Raw genomic sequence first — 18,294 nt, 5'->3', positions numbered from 1 at the left:
ACGCTGATTTTCTCCCGTCAGAACCTGACCCAGCAGCCACGTACCGCGGAGCAACTGGCCAACGTGTACCGCGGCGGCTATGTGCTGAAGGACTGCGCCGGTACGCCGGACGTCATCCTGATTGCCACCGGTTCGGAAGTGGGCATCACCGTGGACGCGGCAGACCAGCTGACCGCAGCGGGCCGTAAGGTGCGCGTGGTATCCATGCCGTCCACCGACGCGTTCGACAAGCAGGACGCGGCGTACCGTGAATCCGTGCTGCCGGCGGCAGTGACTGCGCGCGTGGCGGTAGAAGCGGGTATTGCGGACTACTGGTACAAGTACGTGGGCCTGAACGGCGCAATCGTGGGCATGACCACCTTTGGTGAGTCGGCGCCGGCAGAACAGCTGTTCAAAGCGTTCGGCTTCACCGTGGAAAACGTGGTGGCCAAGGCGCAGGCACTGCTGAAATAAGCCCTGCCCTATCGCGTTACCCTAAGCCCGGCACATTGCCGGGCTTTTTCTTGGCGTTGTATTTTGAACAACAGTGATGGAGCTGATACGAGCTCGGGGTTCATCGCCCTTGAAGACGCTGAACGCAGGAACAAAGCCTCTGACCTTTATCGACCGAAAGCTTCACTAGCGCTATAAAAAACGCGCGCTGACAAACATGACGGCGATGCTGATTTTTTTAATCCATGATTCGGTGAATTTGCAGGTACTGCAACAACATAATGGTCTTGCCGTCTTTAATCCGCCCATCGGCAATCATCGCCACCGCGTCGGTGAACGGCAACTCCACCACTTCAATATCTTCGTCTTCGATACCGCCACCGGACGTGTTGCGTTCGTTGTCATGGTATTCAGCAATAAAGAAATGCACGATCTCCGTCACGCCGCCCGGAGACATATAGGCTTCGAAAATCTTCTTCACGCCGCCAACCTGAAAACCGGTTTCCTCCACGGCTTCACGGCGCGCACATTGCTCCGGCGAGTCAGCATCCAGCAAGCCTGCACAGGCTTCCAGCAGCATGCCGCTCTCGTTACCGTTCACGTAGGTCGGCATACGGAACTGATTCGTCAGCACTACGGTACCCTTGGCACGGCTGTACAACAAAATGGTTGCGCCATTGCCACGATCGTAGACTTCACGCATCTGCTGAACGGAACCGCCATCCTTACGCTTCAAATCAAAAGTATATTTGTGCAGCACATACCAGTTATCTGATAACAGCTCTTTCTTCACATTCTCAATTTTCGCGGACATGAACCCTTCTTCTTTTCCGTTAGCTGAAACGCAAAAATGATACCGCGATTAAGCCCCGAAGTGACAACGGATTTGCAACAAAAAACCCCGCGGCTCATGCAGAGCAACGGGGTTTTTACGGCTACCTGCGTTAGAACCCGTTAGGGACGTCGCGCATATCCGGCAGCTTGTGGGCGATGCCTTTGTGACAATCGATACAGGTTTTCCCCTCGGTGATCGCTTTGTCGTGCATCTTTGCCGCTACCGTTTTTTGCGCAGTGAAGTCCATAAATTCAAAATTATGGCAGTTACGGCATTCTTGCGAATCGTTGGCCTTCATTCGCGCCCATTCGTTACTCGCCATCGCCAACCGATGCTGGTCAAATTTCTGTGGCGTGTCGATCAAGCCGAATGCCTTGGCATACAACTCCTTGCTGGCTTTCAGCTTGCGCAGCATTTTGGGCGCCCACTCATGCGGCACGTGACAATCCGGGCAGGTCGCACGCACACCGCTGCGGTTGTTGTAATGCACCGTCCCCATGTACTCCTCATAGACGTTTTCCCGCATTTCATGACAGCCGATGCAAAACTGCTCGGTATTCGCCGCTTCCATGCCGGTATTAAAACCACCCCAGAAGATAATCCCGGCGCCAAAACCCAACAGCAGCAGCGTACCCAGCGCCAGGCGGCTTGGTCTGCGCCACCAGCGCCATAGCCGCAGTAACAGCCCGGGCTTTTTTTCAGTCGTCGTATGTTTGCGTTCGCTCATATCTTCCCCGCTTAATGCCCAAAGCCCGGCATGGGTTGGAAATCATTGCCGACAATAGGCGCCGCGTCGGTTTGCGGTACGTGACACTGCAAGCAGAAATAGCGACGCGGCGCGACGTCACTCAATACTTTGCCGTCTCGATCCATAAAGTGCGTCGGGCTGATACGCGGGGCACCGGTAGTGCGGTAATGTTCTACTCCGTGGCACTGCAGGCAACGGTTGGTATTCTTGCTGATCTGATACCCCTCCACGCTATGCGGGATCATCGGCGGCTGATTGACATAGTTCAGTGCCATCCGTTCCTGCTGTTTCGGCATTGAAATTGGCCCACCCACGGTGGCGGACACTTCCGGTGACTGACTGAGATCGACATCACCGGCGGCAAACGCCAGGCCGGCGAACGCCAGCGACAATAGGGTCACCCACAGGGTAAGCGTCTTTTTCACAACAGGGCTTTTCATTTTTATTTGGCTCCTGGGTAATAAAATAGGGTCGTCATCACGCCTTCTCCAACTTCACCGCGCATTTCTTGAAATCGACTTCTTTCGAAAGCGGATCCGTGGCATCCAGCGTCAGGTTGTTCACCAACTGCGCAGCGTCAAAAAACGGCATATAGACCAGCCCCTTCGGTGGACGGTTACGGCCACGGGTTTCAACTGTGCTGATCAGTTCGCCACGGCGTGACTTCACCTTGACCTTGTCTCCCCGACGCAAATTGCGGCTTTTTGCATCCAGGGGATGAATGAACAGTACCGCCTGCGGGAAAGCACGGTGCAGTTCGGGGACCCGTCGCGTCATTGAGCCGGTATGCCAATGCTCCAACACACGCCCCGTGGATAACCACAGATCGTATTCGCTATCCGGGCTCTCTGCCGCCGGTTCAAATGGCAGCGCAAAGATCACGGCCTTGCCGTCCGGTTTACCGTAGAAACGCACCGCGTCTCCGGTTTTCACGTAAGGATCGGTGCCTTCGCGGTAGCGCCACAGCGTCTCTTTGCCCTCCACCACGGGCCAACGCAGGCCGCGCGCCTGATGGTAACTGTCGAACGGCGCCAGATCATGGCCGTGACCACGGCCAAAACCGGCATACTCTTCAAACAACCCTTTTTGCAGGTAAAAACCGACGTCACGCGCTTCATCGTTTAACTGGTCTGCCGGAATTTCCGTTAACGGGTATTTATTGACCTCGCCGTTAGCGAACAGCACGTCATACAGCGTTTTACCGCGATACTCCGGTTTCTGTGCCAGCAGGTCGGCTGGCCACACGTCCTCCACCGTAAAACGCTTGGAGAACTCCACCAGCTGCCACAGATCGGATTTGGCCTCACCCGGCGCTTTCACCTGCTGGCGCCAGAACTGGGTGCGGCGCTCCGCATTGCCGTAAGCCCCCTCTTTCTCTACCCACATGGCTGTCGGCAGGATCAAATCGGCAGCCAATGCGCTGACGGTTGGATAAGGATCGGATACCACCACAAAGTTACGGGCATCACGCCAGCCCGGCATCCTGTCTTGATTGATGTTGGGGCCTGCCTGCATGTTGTTATTACACATCACCCAGTAAGCATTCAGCTTGCCGTCTTTCAGTGCACGGTCCTGTGCCACCGCATGCAAACCGACTTTTGCCGGAATGGTGCCCACCGGCAGTTGCCATTTCTGTTCAGCTGTCTGACGGTGCTTTTCGTTAGTGACCACCATGTCGGCCGGTAAGCGGTGAGCAAACGTGCCCACTTCACGCGCGGTGCCGCAGGCAGAGGGTTGGCCGGTCAGTGAGAACGGGCCACAGCCCGGTTTGGAAATCTTGCCGGTTAGCAGGTGCAGGTTGTAGCACAGGTTATTAGCCCATACGCCACGGGTATGCTGATTGAAGCCCATGGTCCAGTAAGACACGACCTTGATGTTGGGATCGGCATACAGCTTCGCCAACGCTTCCAGTTGGTCTTCCGGTACGCCGCTCATTTTCGCTGTTTTTTCCAGCGTGTAGTCCGCCACGAACGTTTTATACTCTTCGAAGCTCATCGGTTCTGAAGCATCGCTGCCCGGGTTTTTAGCCGCCTTTTCCAGTGGGTCCGTCGGACGCAGGCCGTAGCCGATATCCGTCGCCCCACGGCGGAAATTGACGTGCCGATTCAGGAAGTCCTGATCCACTGCGTTGTTTTGAATAATGTAATTGGCGATGTAATTCATGATCGCCAAATCGGTCTGCGGCGTGAACACCATGCCGTTATCCGCCAGTTCAAAGCTGCGATGCTCAAAGGTAGACAACACCGACACGTTGACGTGTTCGTTGCTCAGACGGCGATCGGTGATGCGTGACCACAGGATCGGGTGCATCTCCGCCATGTTGGAGCCCCACAACACGAAGGCGTCAGCCTGCTCGATATCGTCGTAGCAGCCCATAGGTTCGTCCATGCCGAAGGTGCGCATAAAGCCGACCACCGCTGACGCCATACAGTGACGTGCGTTCGGATCCAGGTTATTGGAACGCAGCCCGGCTTTGAACAATTTGGCTGCGGCATAGCCTTCCCATACTGTCCACTGGCCGGAGCCAAACATGCCGACCGCCTCAGGCCCTTTCTCTTTCAATGCCTGCTTGAACTTATCGGCCATGACGTCGAAAGCCTGCTGCCAACTGACAGGGGTGAACTCGCCTTCTTTATGATATTGACCGTCTTTCATGCGCAGCAGCGGCTGAGTTAAACGGTCTTTGCCGTACATGATTTTTGGCAGAAAATAGCCTTTGATACAGCTCAGCCCACGGTTGACCGCTGCGTCGGGATCCCCTTGTGAGGCAACAATGCGACCATTTTGGGTCCCGACCAGCACACCGCAGCCGGTACCGCAAAAACGACAGGGCGCCTTGTCCCATTTAATGGCGTCAGCACTGCTTGCTACCGCCTGTGCTACCGTGGGAATAGTCAACCCGGCAGCTGCCGCAGCCGCGACTGCAGCATTGGCTTTCATGAAGTCTCGACGACTGAGTTTCATGGCGTTACCTCACCTTGAGTGTCCTGCTGGTGATAAACCAGCGATACCGCCAGCACGCCGTCCAGATTGCGTACCGACTCAATTTTTTCCAGCAGCGCATGTGAACAGGCGGCCTGCATGATGACCACCAATTTGCCGTGCTCCTGATCCTGCGCCGGGATTTCCGTGTCCGTTATTGCCAGTAAGGCCGACGTCAGACGTGGCATTTTTTCCGGTCGAGCCTGCACCACCAGCCCGCTGACGTGCCATTCGTTATTCATCATTATTTTCGCTCCGGGTTAAGGTGACAGCGCTGGCCGGGCAGCCGGCAACACAAGCCCCGCAACCGTTGCAGGCCGCCACATCCAATATCGGTCGCGCCATCTCGCCCAGACGAGGTCGGAACGCTATGGCTTGGGGTTCACAGCTATCCTGGCAACTGCGGCATTCCACGCCCTGTTGCGCCAGGCAAGCGCTAGCGAACACCGCATGTTGCTGCCAGGGCGTTTCCGTTAATGGGCGAAATAACGGCTCCGTGCACGCCTGCGCGCAAAGCCCGCAAAACGTACATTCTGCACGCTGGAAATTCACTTCAGGAAAGCCGCCGCTACCGACGATAAGGACGCCCGTTTCACAGTGTTGAACACAGGCCTGACAACGGGTGCAACCCGCAATAAAAAGGGATTCTTGCCGCGACCACGGGGGGCGAATCGCAGCGGTTGGCTGACGCCATTGTCCACCAAGCAGTTTGCGTCGTGACAATACGGTCATGCTGTTTTTCCTCGACATTGCAAACACGCCACCGCGTGTAAATATCCCCGTCATCTTTCAAGCTGCAGGGTATAGAACCTGTTTTTTGTATTGTTATTGTTGCCGTTGCCAAGGAACGTTCAGTTGCCGCCATGACGTGAAAAATGACAGACATAAACCTTGAGAAAGACGGGGGTAAGATAAAAGGAGCGCGGGGGGTATATAATCACCCTAAAGGGGTAAATGCGGGGGGAGTTTGCGCCAGATCAATCTATTACCGGGTGCTCTGCGCTTTTAGCCACGCTATTCCCAACTAGTCGCTATTTACTTGATTATATAACGTCTATTGATGGGTGACATGACAGGCAACTTAATGCGAGACACGCGCATTTTAGTTGCAAAAGTTATAATTTTGCTTTCGAATGAAACTCCACAATGTCCATCGCACGCGAGAAAAGGATGCATGATTGCTTGTTAAACGTTCAGTGACCAGCAGCCTGGCCAAGGCGCTGTTTTGCATTGTCATATTGTCCGTGCTCTCCACTGGCTTGGCGTTGACTACCGTCGCTGACAGCCTGCGTGATGCCGAAGCGGTCAACATTGCCGGCTCACTGCGTATGCAAAGCTACCGACTGGCGTACGACCTTACCCAACAGGCCCCGGAACAGAATCAGCATCTGCGGCAATACCAAGAGTCTCTGCAAGCCCCGGTATTGCAAAAGTTGGATCGTTTTTACGTGCCTGCGGATGTACGTGAAAAATACCAGTCTCTGCAACACGCCTGGCAACCGCTTGCGCAGCAGATCCAGGCTGACCAAGCGGCAGACTATCAGGCCAACATCGCCGGCTATGTGAATCAGATTGACCATTTTGTGCTGGCGCTACAGCGTTATTCCGAACTGAAACTGACCATCGTGGCCGCTATCAGCGTGGTGGGGTATATCGCTATCATTGGTTTGGTGCTGTTTTGTATCCGCTTTATGCGACGCCAGGTCGTTACACCGCTTAAGCACCTGGTGGAAGCCAGCCAGCGCGTACAACAACGGGATTTTAATTACCCGCCGCTGGACACTGAACTGCCCAATGAACTCGGGGTACTCTCGCAATCCTTTACCGCCATGTCTGGCGATCTGGCCAAGCTGTATCGATCGCTCGAGCATAAAGTGCAGGAGAAAACCCAGCGCCTGCAGCAAGCGAACAAAACGCTGGAGGTGCTGTACAACTGTTCGCAAGCGCTGAGCGTACGGCAAATAGATCAGCAGGCCTTTGAGCAAATCCTGCACATCGTGCGTCAAAGTGAACAGCTGCACTGCATCAAGCTAAAAGTGGCGGACAACCTCAGTGAATGGCAACTGCATAGCGGCTCACCCTCAACGACGCTGGACTGGCAAACGCTGATCATCACCCAGGGCGACAAGCCGTTGGGCGAACTGAGTTGGCAACATCAGGATCATCCCCCTCACCCGCATTTGATGCAGAGTGTCGCCAACATGCTGAGCCGCGGAGTGTATTTTAACCGCGCGCAGAAACAGCACATGCAGTTTTTGTTGATGGAAGAACGTGCCACTATCGCCCGCGAGTTGCACGATTCTCTCGCGCAAGCCCTGTCGTTTTTGCGTATTCAACTCACGCTGCTCAAACGAACGTTGGCGGGTACCGCCCCGGATGCCCATGAGATTATCAATGACTTCGATCAGGCGCTGGCTGACGCCTATCGCCAATTGCGCGAGCTGCTGACCACCTTCCGCCTGAACATTCAGGAAGCCGATTTAAATACCGCACTGGACCAGTTACTGGCGCCATTAAAGGTTCTTACCGACGCGCGGATTCAGTTACACTGTCGGCTTTCTTCCCAGGCGCTGAATGCCCAACAGCAAGTGCATGCGTTGCAAATTGTACGCGAAGCGGTACTCAACGCGATCAAACATGCCGATGCACGGGAGATCGTGATTCGCTGTGGCGTGACGGCCGAGGGTGACAACAGGATTAGCATTGCAGACGACGGTTGCGGTATCGCCAGCCTGAGTGAACCAGAAGGTCACTATGGACTGACCATCATGAGCGAGCGCGCTGCGCGACTGGGAGGAACGCTGCGCATCCAGCGAGGTGAGCCAGAGGGCACGGAAGTCCAGCTGACATTCCCGCCATAAAATCAGGACTGTTCACCCTTCGTTACGGTTTAGCGAAGTCTAACGGTCATTTAAGGATGTTTGTGGCGCTAATTACCACTACTTTATAAGAGGCTGTCCCACTGTGAAGCGTGCTGCACGGCACGTTTGAGTGGCTTTACTCGCTACAGGGAGCATATTTCATGGTGATGAAGAATTACCGAGTGATGATCGTCGACGACCACCCACTGATGCGCCGGGGCATCAAACAGCTGCTGGGGCTGGATCCGCTGTTTACGGTAGTCGCCGAAGCCAGCAACGGCAACGAAGCCATTACGTTTGCGTTGCAACAAACACCGGATGTGATCCTGCTGGATCTGAACATGAAAGGGTTGTCCGGCCTGGACACGCTGAAAGCACTGCGCAATGAGAGTGTAGATGCACGCATCATCGTGCTGACGGTTTCCGACTCACGCAACGATGTTTATGCGCTGATCGACGCCGGTGCCGACGGCTATCTGCTGAAAGACAGTGAACCAGAACAGTTGCTGGAACACATTCGCGCCGCAGCGGAAGGCCAAAATGTGATTAGCGACGCGGTGGCCGATTATCTGTTGTCCCGCAGCGAACAGCACGATCCCTTTGCCGAACTGACAGAACGCGAGCTGGACGTATTACAAGAAGTCGCACGCGGGATGTCCAATAAGCAGGTGGCTGCACAATTGCACATTTCTGAAGAGACGGTGAAGGTGCATATCCGCAACATGCTGCGCAAACTGGATGTGCGTTCACGCGTGGCGGCGACAGTGATGTATCTGGAGCACAAGAGTCAATAAGACGTCCCCGGCACGCCGGGGAACCTTTATTCGATGGCGGCGAGCAGCGCCTGATGATGCTGGTGAACCCAGCCCTTGTTGATCGGCCCCCAGTTTTCCAACTGGTAAAAACCGTCATTGTTACGTACACCCTGCTGAACAAATTGCAATTCGACCCCCAAGCCTGGCAAGGCTTTCAACACGTCTTGCAGGGTACGGCGCGGCCACCCCGTCAATTCCATCAGACGTGGGACGTTTGGCCGTTCGCTGTGGCTGATCAACCAGCACAGATAAAGACGACGGGCAAATACCGGGTTAATTTCCATGCCAAGCTCCTGCTTAAATATGAGTCCTGATTATTTTTCGGGCACCCTGTTCGGCCAGGCCCTTGATAGTCATAAAATTGTCTTAATGACCGTTTTAACAACAATAGCGCTGTCCTTGCAGGTTTCTACTACCGTTATTTACATTATCTCCTTTTTTTCTCCACGCTTTACTCCCCCTTCCCGAGTAAAGTGCATAAGCGCCGGAATCCTTCCCAGCCGCTGAGAAACGCAACGCCGATGCGTCTTAAAGATAGAACAAGTCATAACGAGGTTCGCGCTGCATGGCTAATTTTTTTATTGATCGCCCGATTTTCGCCTGGGTTCTGGCAATTATTCTTTGCCTGACGGGCGTTTTGGCGATTTTTTCATTACCTGTGGAACAGTATCCGAACCTCGCGCCGCCGAACGTTCGCATTAGCGCCACTTACCCTGGTGCCTCTGCGCAAACGCTGGAAAACACCGTCACCCAGATCATTGAACAAAATATGACCGGCCTGGACAACATGATGTATATGTCGTCGCAGAGTACCAATACCGGGCAGGCCACCGTGACACTGACCTTTGAAGCCGGCACCGATCCCAACGAAGCGATGCAACAGGTGCAAAACCAGCTGCAGGCGGCCATCAAGCGCCTGCCGCAAGCCGTACAAACCCAAGGCGTGACGGTATCAAAATCCGGCGACACCACGTTGATGATGGTGGCCTTCGTTTCTACCGACGGCAGCATGGACAAACAGGACATTGCCGATTACATCGTCTCCAACCTGCAGGACCCGCTAAGCCGCATCAACGGCGTGGGCAGCATGGACGTTTACGGTTCGCAATACGCCATGCGTATCTGGCTCGATCCGAACAAGCTCAACAGCTATCAGCTCACCACCCAGGACGTCGTCACGGCGATTCAGTCCCAGAATGCGCAGGTGGCGGTCGGTCAGTTAGGGGGCACACCGTCCGTCGATAAACAGGCGCTTAACGCCACCATTAACGCACAGTCCCAGTTACAGACACCGGAACAGTTCCGCAAAATCACCCTGAGGGTCAATCAGGACGGTTCGGTGGTCACACTCGGTGATGTGTCCACCATCGAACTCGGTGGCGAAAACTACAACTTCCTCAGCCGCTATAACGGTCTGCAGGCTGCCGGTATGAACATCAAGCTGGCCTCCGGCGCCAACGAACTGCAAACCGACCAGTTGGTGAAAGACAAAATCGCCGAGCTGTCGCAGTATTTCCCGCACGGGCTGGAGGCCAAAGTCGCCTATGAAACCACCCCGTTCGTGAAAGCCTCGATCAAGGATGTGGTGAAAACGCTGCTGGAAGCCATTTTGCTGGTGTTCCTGGTCATGTACCTGTTCCTGCAAAATTTCCGGGCCACGCTGATCCCGACTATCGCGGTCCCCGTGGTGCTCATGGGCACCTTCGCCATTCTTTCCGCCTGTGGATTCAGTATCAATACCCTGACCATGTTCGCCATGGTGCTGGCGATCGGGCTGTTGGTGGATGATGCCATCGTGGTGGTGGAAAACGTCGAACGCGTGATGAGCGAAGAGGGCCTGCCCCCCCGTGAAGCCACACGAAAATCCATGGGGCAAATTCAGAGCGCCTTGGTCGGCATCGCGATGGTACTGTCGGCGGTGTTTATCCCGATGGCATTCTTCGGCGGCACGACGGGCGCAATTTATCGCCAGTTCTCGATCACCATCGTTTCCGCCATGGTGTTATCTGTGCTGGTGGCGATGATTCTGACCCCTGCCCTGTGCGCCACACTGCTCAAACCTATCGCCAAAGGCCACCATCATGGCAAACGCGGGTTTTTCGGTTGGTTCAACCGGATGTTCAACCGCAATGCCGCACGCTACGAGCGTGGCGTGGCGCGCGTGTTGCACTTCAGCGTGCGCTATATGGCAATTTACCTGCTGCTGCTCGGCGGCATGGCGTTTCTGTTTATCAAGCTGCCAACTTCGTTCCTCCCGCAAGAGGACCGCGGCGTGTTTACCGTGCAAGTACAGTTACCGCCAGGCTCCACATTGCAGCAAACCACCAAGGTGGTGGAAAAAGTTGAACAATACTTCCTGACCCAAGAAAAAGAGGACGTGCTGTCGGTCTTCTCCACCATTGGTGCGGGGCCAGGCGGTAATGGGCAGAACGTGGCACGTATGTTTATTCGTTTGAAAGACTGGGATCTGCGCACCTCGGGGGCCAATAGCTCTTTCGACATCATCAATCGCGCCACCAAAGCCTTTAACAAGATTAATGAGGCGCGAGTGATCGCCAGCAGCCCACCGGCAATCACCGGTCTGGGTAACTCCTCCGGTTTCGATATGGAACTCGAAGATCACGCCGGGCTGGGCCACACCAAACTGATGGCGGCACGTGACCAGCTGTTGCAACTGGCCAGCGCCAACCCGCTGCTGTCCCGAGTCCGCCACAATGGCCTGGACGACAGCCCACAGCTGCAAATCGATATTGACCAACGCAAGGCACAGACACTGGGCGTTTCCATCGATGACATCAATAACACCCTGTCAACGGCCTGGGGCTCAACCTATGTGAACGACTTCGTCGACCGTGGGCGGGTGAAAAAAGTCTATGTGCAGGCCGCGGCCCCGTTCCGTATGCTGCCTGGCGATATTGATAAATGGTTCGTTCGCAACAAATCAGGTGGCATGGTGCCGTTCTCGGCCTTCGCCACGTCCCATTGGGAATATGGTTCTCCGCGCCTGGAACGCTATAACGGCAGCTCTGCACTGGAGATTGTTGGCGAGGCGGCAGAAGGTGTCAGCAGCGGTACTGCAATGGCCGAAATGGAAAAACTTGTCAGCCAGTTGCCGACCGGCTTCGGCCTGGAGTGGACCGCTATGTCCTATCAGGAACGTCTGTCCGGTTCACAAGCACCCGCACTGTACGCGATTTCCCTGCTGGTGGTATTCCTCTGCCTGGCAGCGCTGTATGAGAGTTGGTCAATCCCATTCTCGGTGATGCTGGTGGTACCGCTCGGGGTGATTGGTGCCGTCGCGGCCACCTGGCTGCGCGGGCTGGAGAATGACGTTTACTTCCAGGTGGGGATGCTCACCATTATTGGGCTCTCGGCGAAAAACGCCATTTTGATCGTCGAATTCGCCAATGAGTTGAACCATAAAGGCCAGGATTTGATGTCGGCCACGCTGGAGGCCTCACGCATGCGTCTGAGGCCGATTTTGATGACCTCGCTGGCCTTTATCTTCGGCGTACTGCCAATGACCATCAGCAGCGGCGCAGGCTCTGGCAGCCAACATGCGGTAGGTACCGGGGTCATGGGCGGCATGATTTCCGCGACCCTGCTGGCGATCTTCTTCGTGCCCTTGTTCTTTGTATTGGTGCGCCGCCGCTTCCCCGGCAAGCACGCGATAGCCGCCAAAATGCAAGACCAAGGGGAATAACAGGCATAAAAAAGCAGCGTCGGGAAACCGATGCTGCTTTATCTCGAACGTGTATTCCGTTCCCAAGGTGCTTCAATGTCTGACAAATAAACCAACCTTGTTATCAACCTCACCGCAGTGTCAGTTACCTAACATCTCATCGATGAAGTCTTTCCAGTTTCCCAACTCACGATCAACCATAATAATTTACAACCTCAATTAATAGACGAAGCGGATTCTACGCCTGTTTTTTGAGCAAGTGAAGAGGTTCGGGAACGATGCCGCCCGCGAAAACCGGGGGTAGTGCACATTTTCGTACTTATCCGATCGCTGGCGAATCTTGGCTATTCCCTTCCGGTATCAATCCGTCAATCCCACTGCATAAAAGATCTAAACCGACAGCATCTGGGCACGCCGACTTGGGTTTAATACCCTGGCGCTTAGCCTTGCCAATCCAAAAAGCATCACCCCATCAGCCATTGTTGGCTGTACTTTTATTTACAGTCTTTCACAGGTTACTGGCATACAAAGTAGAAAACCCCCTCACGTTATATCTCAACAAAAATCATCGCATTACAAAAAAGTGTCGAACAATAATGTGACAGACAGAAATAAATCCCATTTTTTCAATGAGTAACAAACTCACTCTTACACCACTCAACAAATGATATTGATATTAATTATCAATATCATTAGCATTCGCGCATCATAAGTTAATGTAAAGGAATGTATATGAAGATGCACCTGTCCGCTTCAGGTAAAGGTTTCTCCCTCAGCGCACTGGCTTCCGCCGTGCTGCTGCTGTCTTGTTCAACGCTGGCCGCTGACCTTCCCGAGAACCAATTCCAAACCCAGCCTATCGGGCATGGCCTGTATGAACTGGCTTTTGATGGCACCAGCAACACCCTGTTTGCCGCCTCTACGCCCTCCTTCGCCAAAGAAAAAAACGGCGGTATTGTCTTTAAAGTCAATCCGTCCACGCTGGCAACCGACGCCAATATCGCCACCCAGCGTCGCGCCTTCGCCACCGCCCTCGATGAGCAACGCCACCTGTTGTACATCGGTAACACCGTCGACGGCTCGGTCACGGTTATCGATACCCGGAGTGGCAAAGAACTCGCCACCATTGAGCTCAGCGAAAGTATGAAAGAAGACCAATTCACACCGACACGCGAAATGGTGCTGGATAAGAAAAATCAGCGATTGTATGTCTCCGGCACGTCACAGAAAGGCGTGCTGTGGATCATCGATACCGCCAAGCGGGAAAAAATTGCGACGCTGAGCAACATGGGTGAATACCCAACCGGCATTGCGCTGGATACTGAACGCGGCCATCTTTATTGCGTCAACGGCAGCGGCGAACTGATTACGCTGGATACCACCAGCCATAAGATCCTTAAACGCGTCGTGGTTGAACCGAGTAAAAAACACTTCTTCCTCAACATCGGCCTCGATACTAAAACGGGGCGCGCCTTCATCACCGATCCAGACCTGCCAAACGTGCTGGTTGTTGATATCGACAGCGGCAAAATCCTGCACCAGATTGACGTGATCAACTCGCTGGCGGTGTTATTTAACCCGATACGCAGCGAGCTTTACATCACCCACCGCGAAGCCAAACGCATCAGCATCGTCGACAGCAACAGCTACCGGGTGAAAAACAGCATCACGACCCGCGCATTGCCTAACAGCCTGGCGCTCTCTTCCGACGGCCAGCAGTTGTTCGCCAGCATCAAGCAGTCCAAGGAAGAGATGGAGAAAAAGCAGGATTACCTGCTCAAGATTAACCTCGGCGGACTGTGAGGCAGGAAATGGCTAGTTTTATGATTCGCCTTTCCGGCGGTGCATTGCTGTGCCTACCGGTCATGATTGCACAGGCCGCAGGCAACGAGCAGACTTCCCGGCCGCAGAAAGAAGAAACCCTGGAGGTGGTGGCTTCACCGTTTAGCGATGACGGCAGTACCGAAAATACCGGTTCCTATACCACCCACCAAATGAGCACCGCAACCGGCCTGCCGCTAAGCATCAAGGATACGCCACAGTCGGTTTCGGTCATCACTCGTCAGCAGATTGATGATATCAATGCGTATTCGCTAAAGGATATTCTGCGCTGGTCAACGGGCGTCAGTGAAAGCAATTACGATAGCGAACGCTCCTCGTTCAATTACCGCGGTTTCAGCGTCGATAACTATCAATATGACGGTGTTCCCACCTTCTTTGATTCCGGTTATTCCGGCGGTGAATCTGAAATTGATTCGATCACGCTGGATCACGTGGAAATCGTCAGAGGTGCCGCCGGATTGTTAAACGGTGTCGGTAATCCGGGTGCCGCCATCAATTTGGTCAGAAAGAAAGCCTCCAGCCTTTCTCCTTTTGCCCGCGCCGAGCTTTCTGCCGGCTCTTGGGATCACTACCGCACGACGATAGATGCCGGTACACCGCTCAATGATGAAGGTACCGTCAGGGTACGCGTCGCGGCCGCTGCCGACCGCAGCCATTCTTATATGGAACGGCATCAGGAACGCAAGGGGGTGATTTACGGCACGCTGGAAGCCGATCTGACCAGCGAAACATTGCTGCGACTGGGTGCGGATTATCAGCAAAACCGGCCTAAAGCCTCAACCTGGGGCGGTGCCTTGCCAACCGGCTGGTTCAGCGACGGTAGCGAAATCAACTGGGATCGTCACTACAGTGGGGCATCTGACTGGTCAAGTTGGGATACCACACTGAGTACTCAGTTCGCCACGTTGGAACACCAGTTCGACAACAACTGGAAAGGCGTAGCGAACTACACCCACAGTCGCCAGGCCTTCGATGCCAAAATGGCAATGAGTCTCGGCGGGCTGATCGCTCCCGATACCTGGGCGGTAAAACCCTCAAGCCCGTATGCCGGGCGCTATGAAGGCTACCGCGATCAGCATGCGATAGACATGAAGCTGAACGGTGACTTCACCCTGTTGGGCCGTAACCACACCTTTGTGGTAGGCAGTTCCTCAGCCTGGCAACACAGCTACAGCACCTATCGCAGCGCCAGCACCTCCCGGCTATTTAGCGGCAGCCTGCGTGATTGGAACGGCGGTCTGGGTGAACCCGAGTGGTCGGACAAAATGCCGCAAATGGATTACCGGACGCGCCAAATCGGGATTTATAGCAGTGCTGACTTCTCCGTTACGGAACGCTTGGATCTGGTACTCGGTGCCCGCTTCAACAGCTTCGAAAACACCACCACCACCACGGCAAACAAAGTGACGCCATTCGCTGGCACGGTGTATAAGCTGACCGATCAGGTATCTGCCTATGCCAGCTACACCAATATATTTAAGGATCAGACCTATCTCGACAGCAGCGGCCATTACCTGGCCCCGATTGAAGGGGTAAATAAGGAAGTGGGCATCAAAGCCGCATTGCTCAATGACCGACTCAATCTGTCGCTGTCGGCCTTCCGCATCACGCAGGACAACCTGGGCGTGCAGGATGAAGACACGAGTAATCTGGATTGGTTACAGCAGACCTATCATGAGAGCCAGGGGGCGACCAGCAAAGGGTTCGAGTTCGAACTGAACGGTGAACTGGCGCAAGGCTGGAATGCACAGCTAGGCATTACGCACTTCACGCTGAAAGACAAAGATAACGTTAATCTCAACACCGAGCAGCCGCGCACCCACATCAACCTGTTCACCACCTACCAACTGACTGGCGCCTTACGCGACCTGACTCTGGGCGGGGGTGCACGCTGGCAGAGCCGCATTTATGCCAACGTTGACGGGGCCAAAAACGGCGAAATGGTCCAGCGTAAAGCTGAGCAAGGATCTTATGTTCTGGTCGATGCGATGGCACGTTACAAACTGACGCCACAAACCTCGGTGCAACTTAACCTGAACAACGTTTTCGATCAGAAATATTACTCGCAGGCTAATTTCTACAGCACCCGTAACTATGGCGATCCGCGCAACGTCATGCTGACGCTCAAACACGAGTTCTGATCGTCTTTCTCCATAAACGGCCCCGGATAACGGGGCCGATTTTATGCCAACGCCTATATTCCTTGTGTGATGAATTCTTCCGTAGTAGCGTGCCAAAGGTATCAAAAAACCCCCACGTCTCTGAGGCCATGTCATGTCCCCTACGCTGACCATCGAACAATTGAAAGAATTGGGCCGTTACCAAGAAGCCACCGAACTTGCGAAACAACAACTTTTGCAAAAGCCGGAAGAAGCCACCCTGCACTACCAACTGGCATGTCTGTATGACGTACAAGGGCTTGAGCAGCAGGCCATTCCTTGTTATCTCGCGGCGCTGGCGCACAGGTTGCCGCCAAAGCAACGGCAAGAAGCCTGGCTTGGCCTGGGCAGCACCTATCGCGCGCTTGGGTTGTATCAGCAATCGCTGACGACCTTCGACGACGGACTCGCCGAATTCCCGCAGGCGAAAGAATTGACCCTGTTCCGCGCCATGACGCTGTACAACCTGGGTGAAACCAAACAGGCTGTAGCAGACCTGTTGCTGTTGCTGGCGGAAACGTCTTCATACAGCGATATCAGCAGTTACCAACGGGCAATCCGCCAATATGCCGCCGATCTGGATCGCATTGGCTAAGCGAGGTCGATATGGAGATAGTCACCGACCCAAACCGTTATGGCGTCGACTGGCAGCAGTTAGCTGAACTCTTGCACGCTGCGGGATTGGGCCAACGAGACCCGCAAGTCCTGCAACGGGTTTATCAGCACAGCCAATTTTGCTATTGGGGCTACTACGATGGCAGGTTGGTCGCCACCGCACATGCGATAAGTGATATGACCTCCGTTGCCTATCTGGCCGATGTGGCTCTCCATCCTGACGTTCAGGGACGGGGATGGGGGCGGCTATTGATGGATCGGGTGATGCAGGATTTGGCACCGCTCGGAAAGGTGTTTATCTACTCGGTGCCCGACAAGCTGGATTTCTACAAAAAATACCACTTTCGTGAGCTGACCACCGGCATGGTGTATGCCGACAGCGCGTCATTGGAACGCCTGCAACAGAATGGCTACCTGCGTTGAACAAACCTTAAGAGAACACCTCAATGAACATTGAGAACCGTCTGCTTCCGCAAGAGTGTGCGGATATGAACGATATTCGCGCAGAAATAGATATGATGGATGAAAACATCATCACGCTGATCGCCAAACGTTTCGATTACGTAAAGGCAGCGGCAAAATTCAAGACCAGTCCCGATGCGGTGCGCGCCAAAGAGCGCTTTGACGCCATGCTGTTGCAAAGACGCGTCTGGGCCGAAGAACACGGTTTGAGCCCGGAAGTGATAGAAAAACTGTATCGCGATCTCGTCACTTACTTTATCGACGAAGAGATGAAGCATTGGTCCAAGGACCAGGACAAAAAGTGAATGCAACGGGGTTTTCTCCCTCATCGACCACGAATGGCCGATGGTGAAAAAAAGTCTGGGTTATCAATTGCGGCAGCTCAGACCATAGCCTTGACCAGAAAAACTACAGCGCCTTCATCATAAAGATACGGTGGGTGCCCGCCGGCAGGCAGGGCACTTCACCAAAGCGCGTCCAGCCATTCAGCTCATAAAATTTCGGTGCCTGGAAACTGAGGGTGTATAACACCGCAGAAACACATCCCCTGCTCCGCCCTTCCCGTTCAAAACGACGCAGCAGTTCGCTGCCCAGCCCCGAACCTCTCAGCGATTTTGGCAGATAAAACAGATCTAAAAACAGCATGCCCAGTGATGAACGTCCGGTGATCCCACCCAACACCGCTCCGCTCACGGAATCTCTCACCACCACGGCCAGCGGGCGTCGGTCGTTGCTACCCGTGATCTCATCGTTGTACTGATTCAAACCCTCAGCGATCAGCGCGTGTATTTCATCAATCGCGCTTTCGGTGATGTCGATACGATATTTATCCATGCTTTTCTTCTTGTGCAGGCAGACTGG

Annotated in this window: 18 protein-coding genes; 9 read left to right on the top strand and 9 right to left on the bottom strand. The window is 54.3% G+C overall.

Going from position 1 to position 18,294, the window contains the following annotated elements:
• Positions 1-453: transketolase-like TK C-terminal-containing protein (locus ACI2J2_RS20960; protein WP_404760773.1), on the top strand; the 453-nt coding region annotated here is incomplete at its 5' end.
• Between the two features lie 217 nt (positions 454-670).
• On the opposite strand, the gene nudK is transcribed toward ACI2J2_RS20960, so the two are convergent.
• The 6 genes from nudK to napF form a co-directional block, all read right to left on the bottom strand.
• The gene (nudK, locus tag ACI2J2_RS20955; RefSeq protein WP_404760772.1) at positions 671-1,246 is read right to left on the bottom strand and encodes a GDP-mannose pyrophosphatase NudK; all 576 of its coding nucleotides are present in this window, start codon (positions 1,244-1,246) and stop codon (positions 671-673) included.
• Positions 1,247-1,376: 130 nt separating this feature from the next.
• Complete coding sequence (napC, locus tag ACI2J2_RS20950) at positions 1,377-1,994, bottom strand: cytochrome c-type protein NapC (RefSeq protein ID WP_209638142.1); 618 nt, start codon at positions 1,992-1,994, stop codon at positions 1,377-1,379.
• An 11-nt stretch (positions 1,995-2,005) separates the two neighbouring features.
• The gene (gene napB, locus ACI2J2_RS20945; RefSeq protein WP_404760771.1) at positions 2,006-2,455 is read right to left on the bottom strand and encodes a nitrate reductase cytochrome c-type subunit; all 450 of its coding nucleotides are present in this window, start codon (positions 2,453-2,455) and stop codon (positions 2,006-2,008) included.
• A 37-nt stretch (positions 2,456-2,492) separates the two neighbouring features.
• Positions 2,493-4,979, bottom strand: a complete 2,487-nt coding sequence (gene napA, locus ACI2J2_RS20940; protein WP_404760770.1) for a nitrate reductase catalytic subunit NapA — start codon at positions 4,977-4,979, stop codon at positions 2,493-2,495.
• Positions 4,976-5,242 (bottom strand): chaperone NapD, encoded by a 267-nt coding sequence (gene napD / locus ACI2J2_RS20935; protein WP_209638149.1) that lies wholly within the window; start codon positions 5,240-5,242, stop codon positions 4,976-4,978. The genes napA and napD overlap by 4 nt, the downstream gene beginning before the upstream one ends.
• Positions 5,232-5,729 carry a ferredoxin-type protein NapF gene (gene napF, locus ACI2J2_RS20930; RefSeq protein ID WP_404760769.1) on the bottom strand — a complete coding sequence of 166 codons (498 nt, stop codon included), beginning with the start codon at positions 5,727-5,729 and terminating at the stop codon, positions 5,232-5,234. Before napF ends, napD begins: the two co-directional genes overlap by 11 nt.
• Positions 5,730-6,175: 446 nt before the next feature.
• Between napF and narQ the strand changes: the two genes are divergently transcribed.
• The gene (narQ, locus tag ACI2J2_RS20925) at positions 6,176-7,858 is read left to right on the top strand and encodes a nitrate/nitrite two-component system sensor histidine kinase NarQ (RefSeq protein WP_404760768.1); all 1,683 of its coding nucleotides are present in this window, start codon (positions 6,176-6,178) and stop codon (positions 7,856-7,858) included.
• A 161-nt stretch (positions 7,859-8,019) separates the two neighbouring features.
• Positions 8,020-8,652 (top strand): two-component system response regulator NarL, encoded by a 633-nt coding sequence (narL, locus tag ACI2J2_RS20920; RefSeq protein WP_209638155.1) that lies wholly within the window; start codon positions 8,020-8,022, stop codon positions 8,650-8,652.
• A 26-nt stretch (positions 8,653-8,678) separates the two neighbouring features.
• On the opposite strand, the gene ACI2J2_RS20915 is transcribed toward narL, so the two are convergent.
• Positions 8,679-8,957 carry a helix-turn-helix domain-containing protein gene (locus tag ACI2J2_RS20915; RefSeq protein ID WP_017893610.1) on the bottom strand — a complete coding sequence of 93 codons (279 nt, stop codon included), beginning with the start codon at positions 8,955-8,957 and terminating at the stop codon, positions 8,679-8,681.
• Positions 8,958-9,238: 281 nt separating this feature from the next.
• Between ACI2J2_RS20915 and acrD the strand changes: the two genes are divergently transcribed.
• Positions 9,239-12,376, top strand: coding sequence for a multidrug efflux RND transporter permease AcrD (gene acrD / locus ACI2J2_RS20910; RefSeq protein ID WP_404760767.1), 3,138 nt, complete (start codon positions 9,239-9,241; stop codon positions 12,374-12,376).
• 120 nt (positions 12,377-12,496) lie between these two features.
• On the opposite strand, the gene ypfM is transcribed toward acrD, so the two are convergent.
• Positions 12,497-12,556 (bottom strand): protein YpfM, encoded by a 60-nt coding sequence (ypfM, locus tag ACI2J2_RS20905; protein ID WP_100396732.1) that lies wholly within the window; start codon positions 12,554-12,556, stop codon positions 12,497-12,499.
• 531 nt (positions 12,557-13,087) lie between these two features.
• On the opposite strand from ypfM, the gene ACI2J2_RS20900 reads away from it, so the two are divergent.
• The 5 genes from ACI2J2_RS20900 (at position 13,088) to ACI2J2_RS20880 (ending at position 17,738) form a co-directional block, all read left to right on the top strand.
• On the top strand, positions 13,088-14,158 hold the full coding sequence (locus tag ACI2J2_RS20900; protein ID WP_404760766.1) for a YncE family protein: 1,071 nt from the start codon (positions 13,088-13,090) through the stop codon (positions 14,156-14,158).
• An 8-nt stretch (positions 14,159-14,166) separates the two neighbouring features.
• Entirely contained in the window at positions 14,167-16,338 is a 2,172-nt protein-coding gene (locus ACI2J2_RS20895; protein ID WP_404760765.1) for a TonB-dependent siderophore receptor, read from the top strand.
• A 133-nt stretch (positions 16,339-16,471) separates the two neighbouring features.
• A complete protein-coding gene (locus ACI2J2_RS20890) occupies positions 16,472-16,951 on the top strand; it encodes a tetratricopeptide repeat protein (RefSeq protein WP_404760764.1) in 480 nt (159 codons plus the stop codon).
• An 11-nt stretch (positions 16,952-16,962) separates the two neighbouring features.
• Positions 16,963-17,394, top strand: coding sequence for a GNAT family N-acetyltransferase (locus tag ACI2J2_RS20885; RefSeq protein WP_404760763.1), 432 nt, complete (start codon positions 16,963-16,965; stop codon positions 17,392-17,394).
• 23 nt (positions 17,395-17,417) lie between these two features.
• Positions 17,418-17,738 (top strand): isochorismate lyase, encoded by a 321-nt coding sequence (locus tag ACI2J2_RS20880; protein ID WP_404760762.1) that lies wholly within the window; start codon positions 17,418-17,420, stop codon positions 17,736-17,738.
• 103 nt (positions 17,739-17,841) lie between these two features.
• Here ACI2J2_RS20880 and ACI2J2_RS20875 read toward each other — a convergent pair whose 3' ends face one another.
• On the bottom strand, positions 17,842-18,267 hold the full coding sequence (locus ACI2J2_RS20875; RefSeq protein ID WP_209638169.1) for a GNAT family N-acetyltransferase: 426 nt from the start codon (positions 18,265-18,267) through the stop codon (positions 17,842-17,844).
• Positions 18,268-18,294: the final 27 nt, after the last annotated feature.

Source organism: Serratia sp. NPDC087055 (assembly GCF_044900985.1).
Classification (GTDB): domain Bacteria; phylum Pseudomonadota; class Gammaproteobacteria; order Enterobacterales; family Enterobacteriaceae; genus Serratia.
The sequence above is the reverse complement of the archived record's forward strand: the minus strand, read 5'-3'. Positions and strand labels throughout refer to the sequence as shown.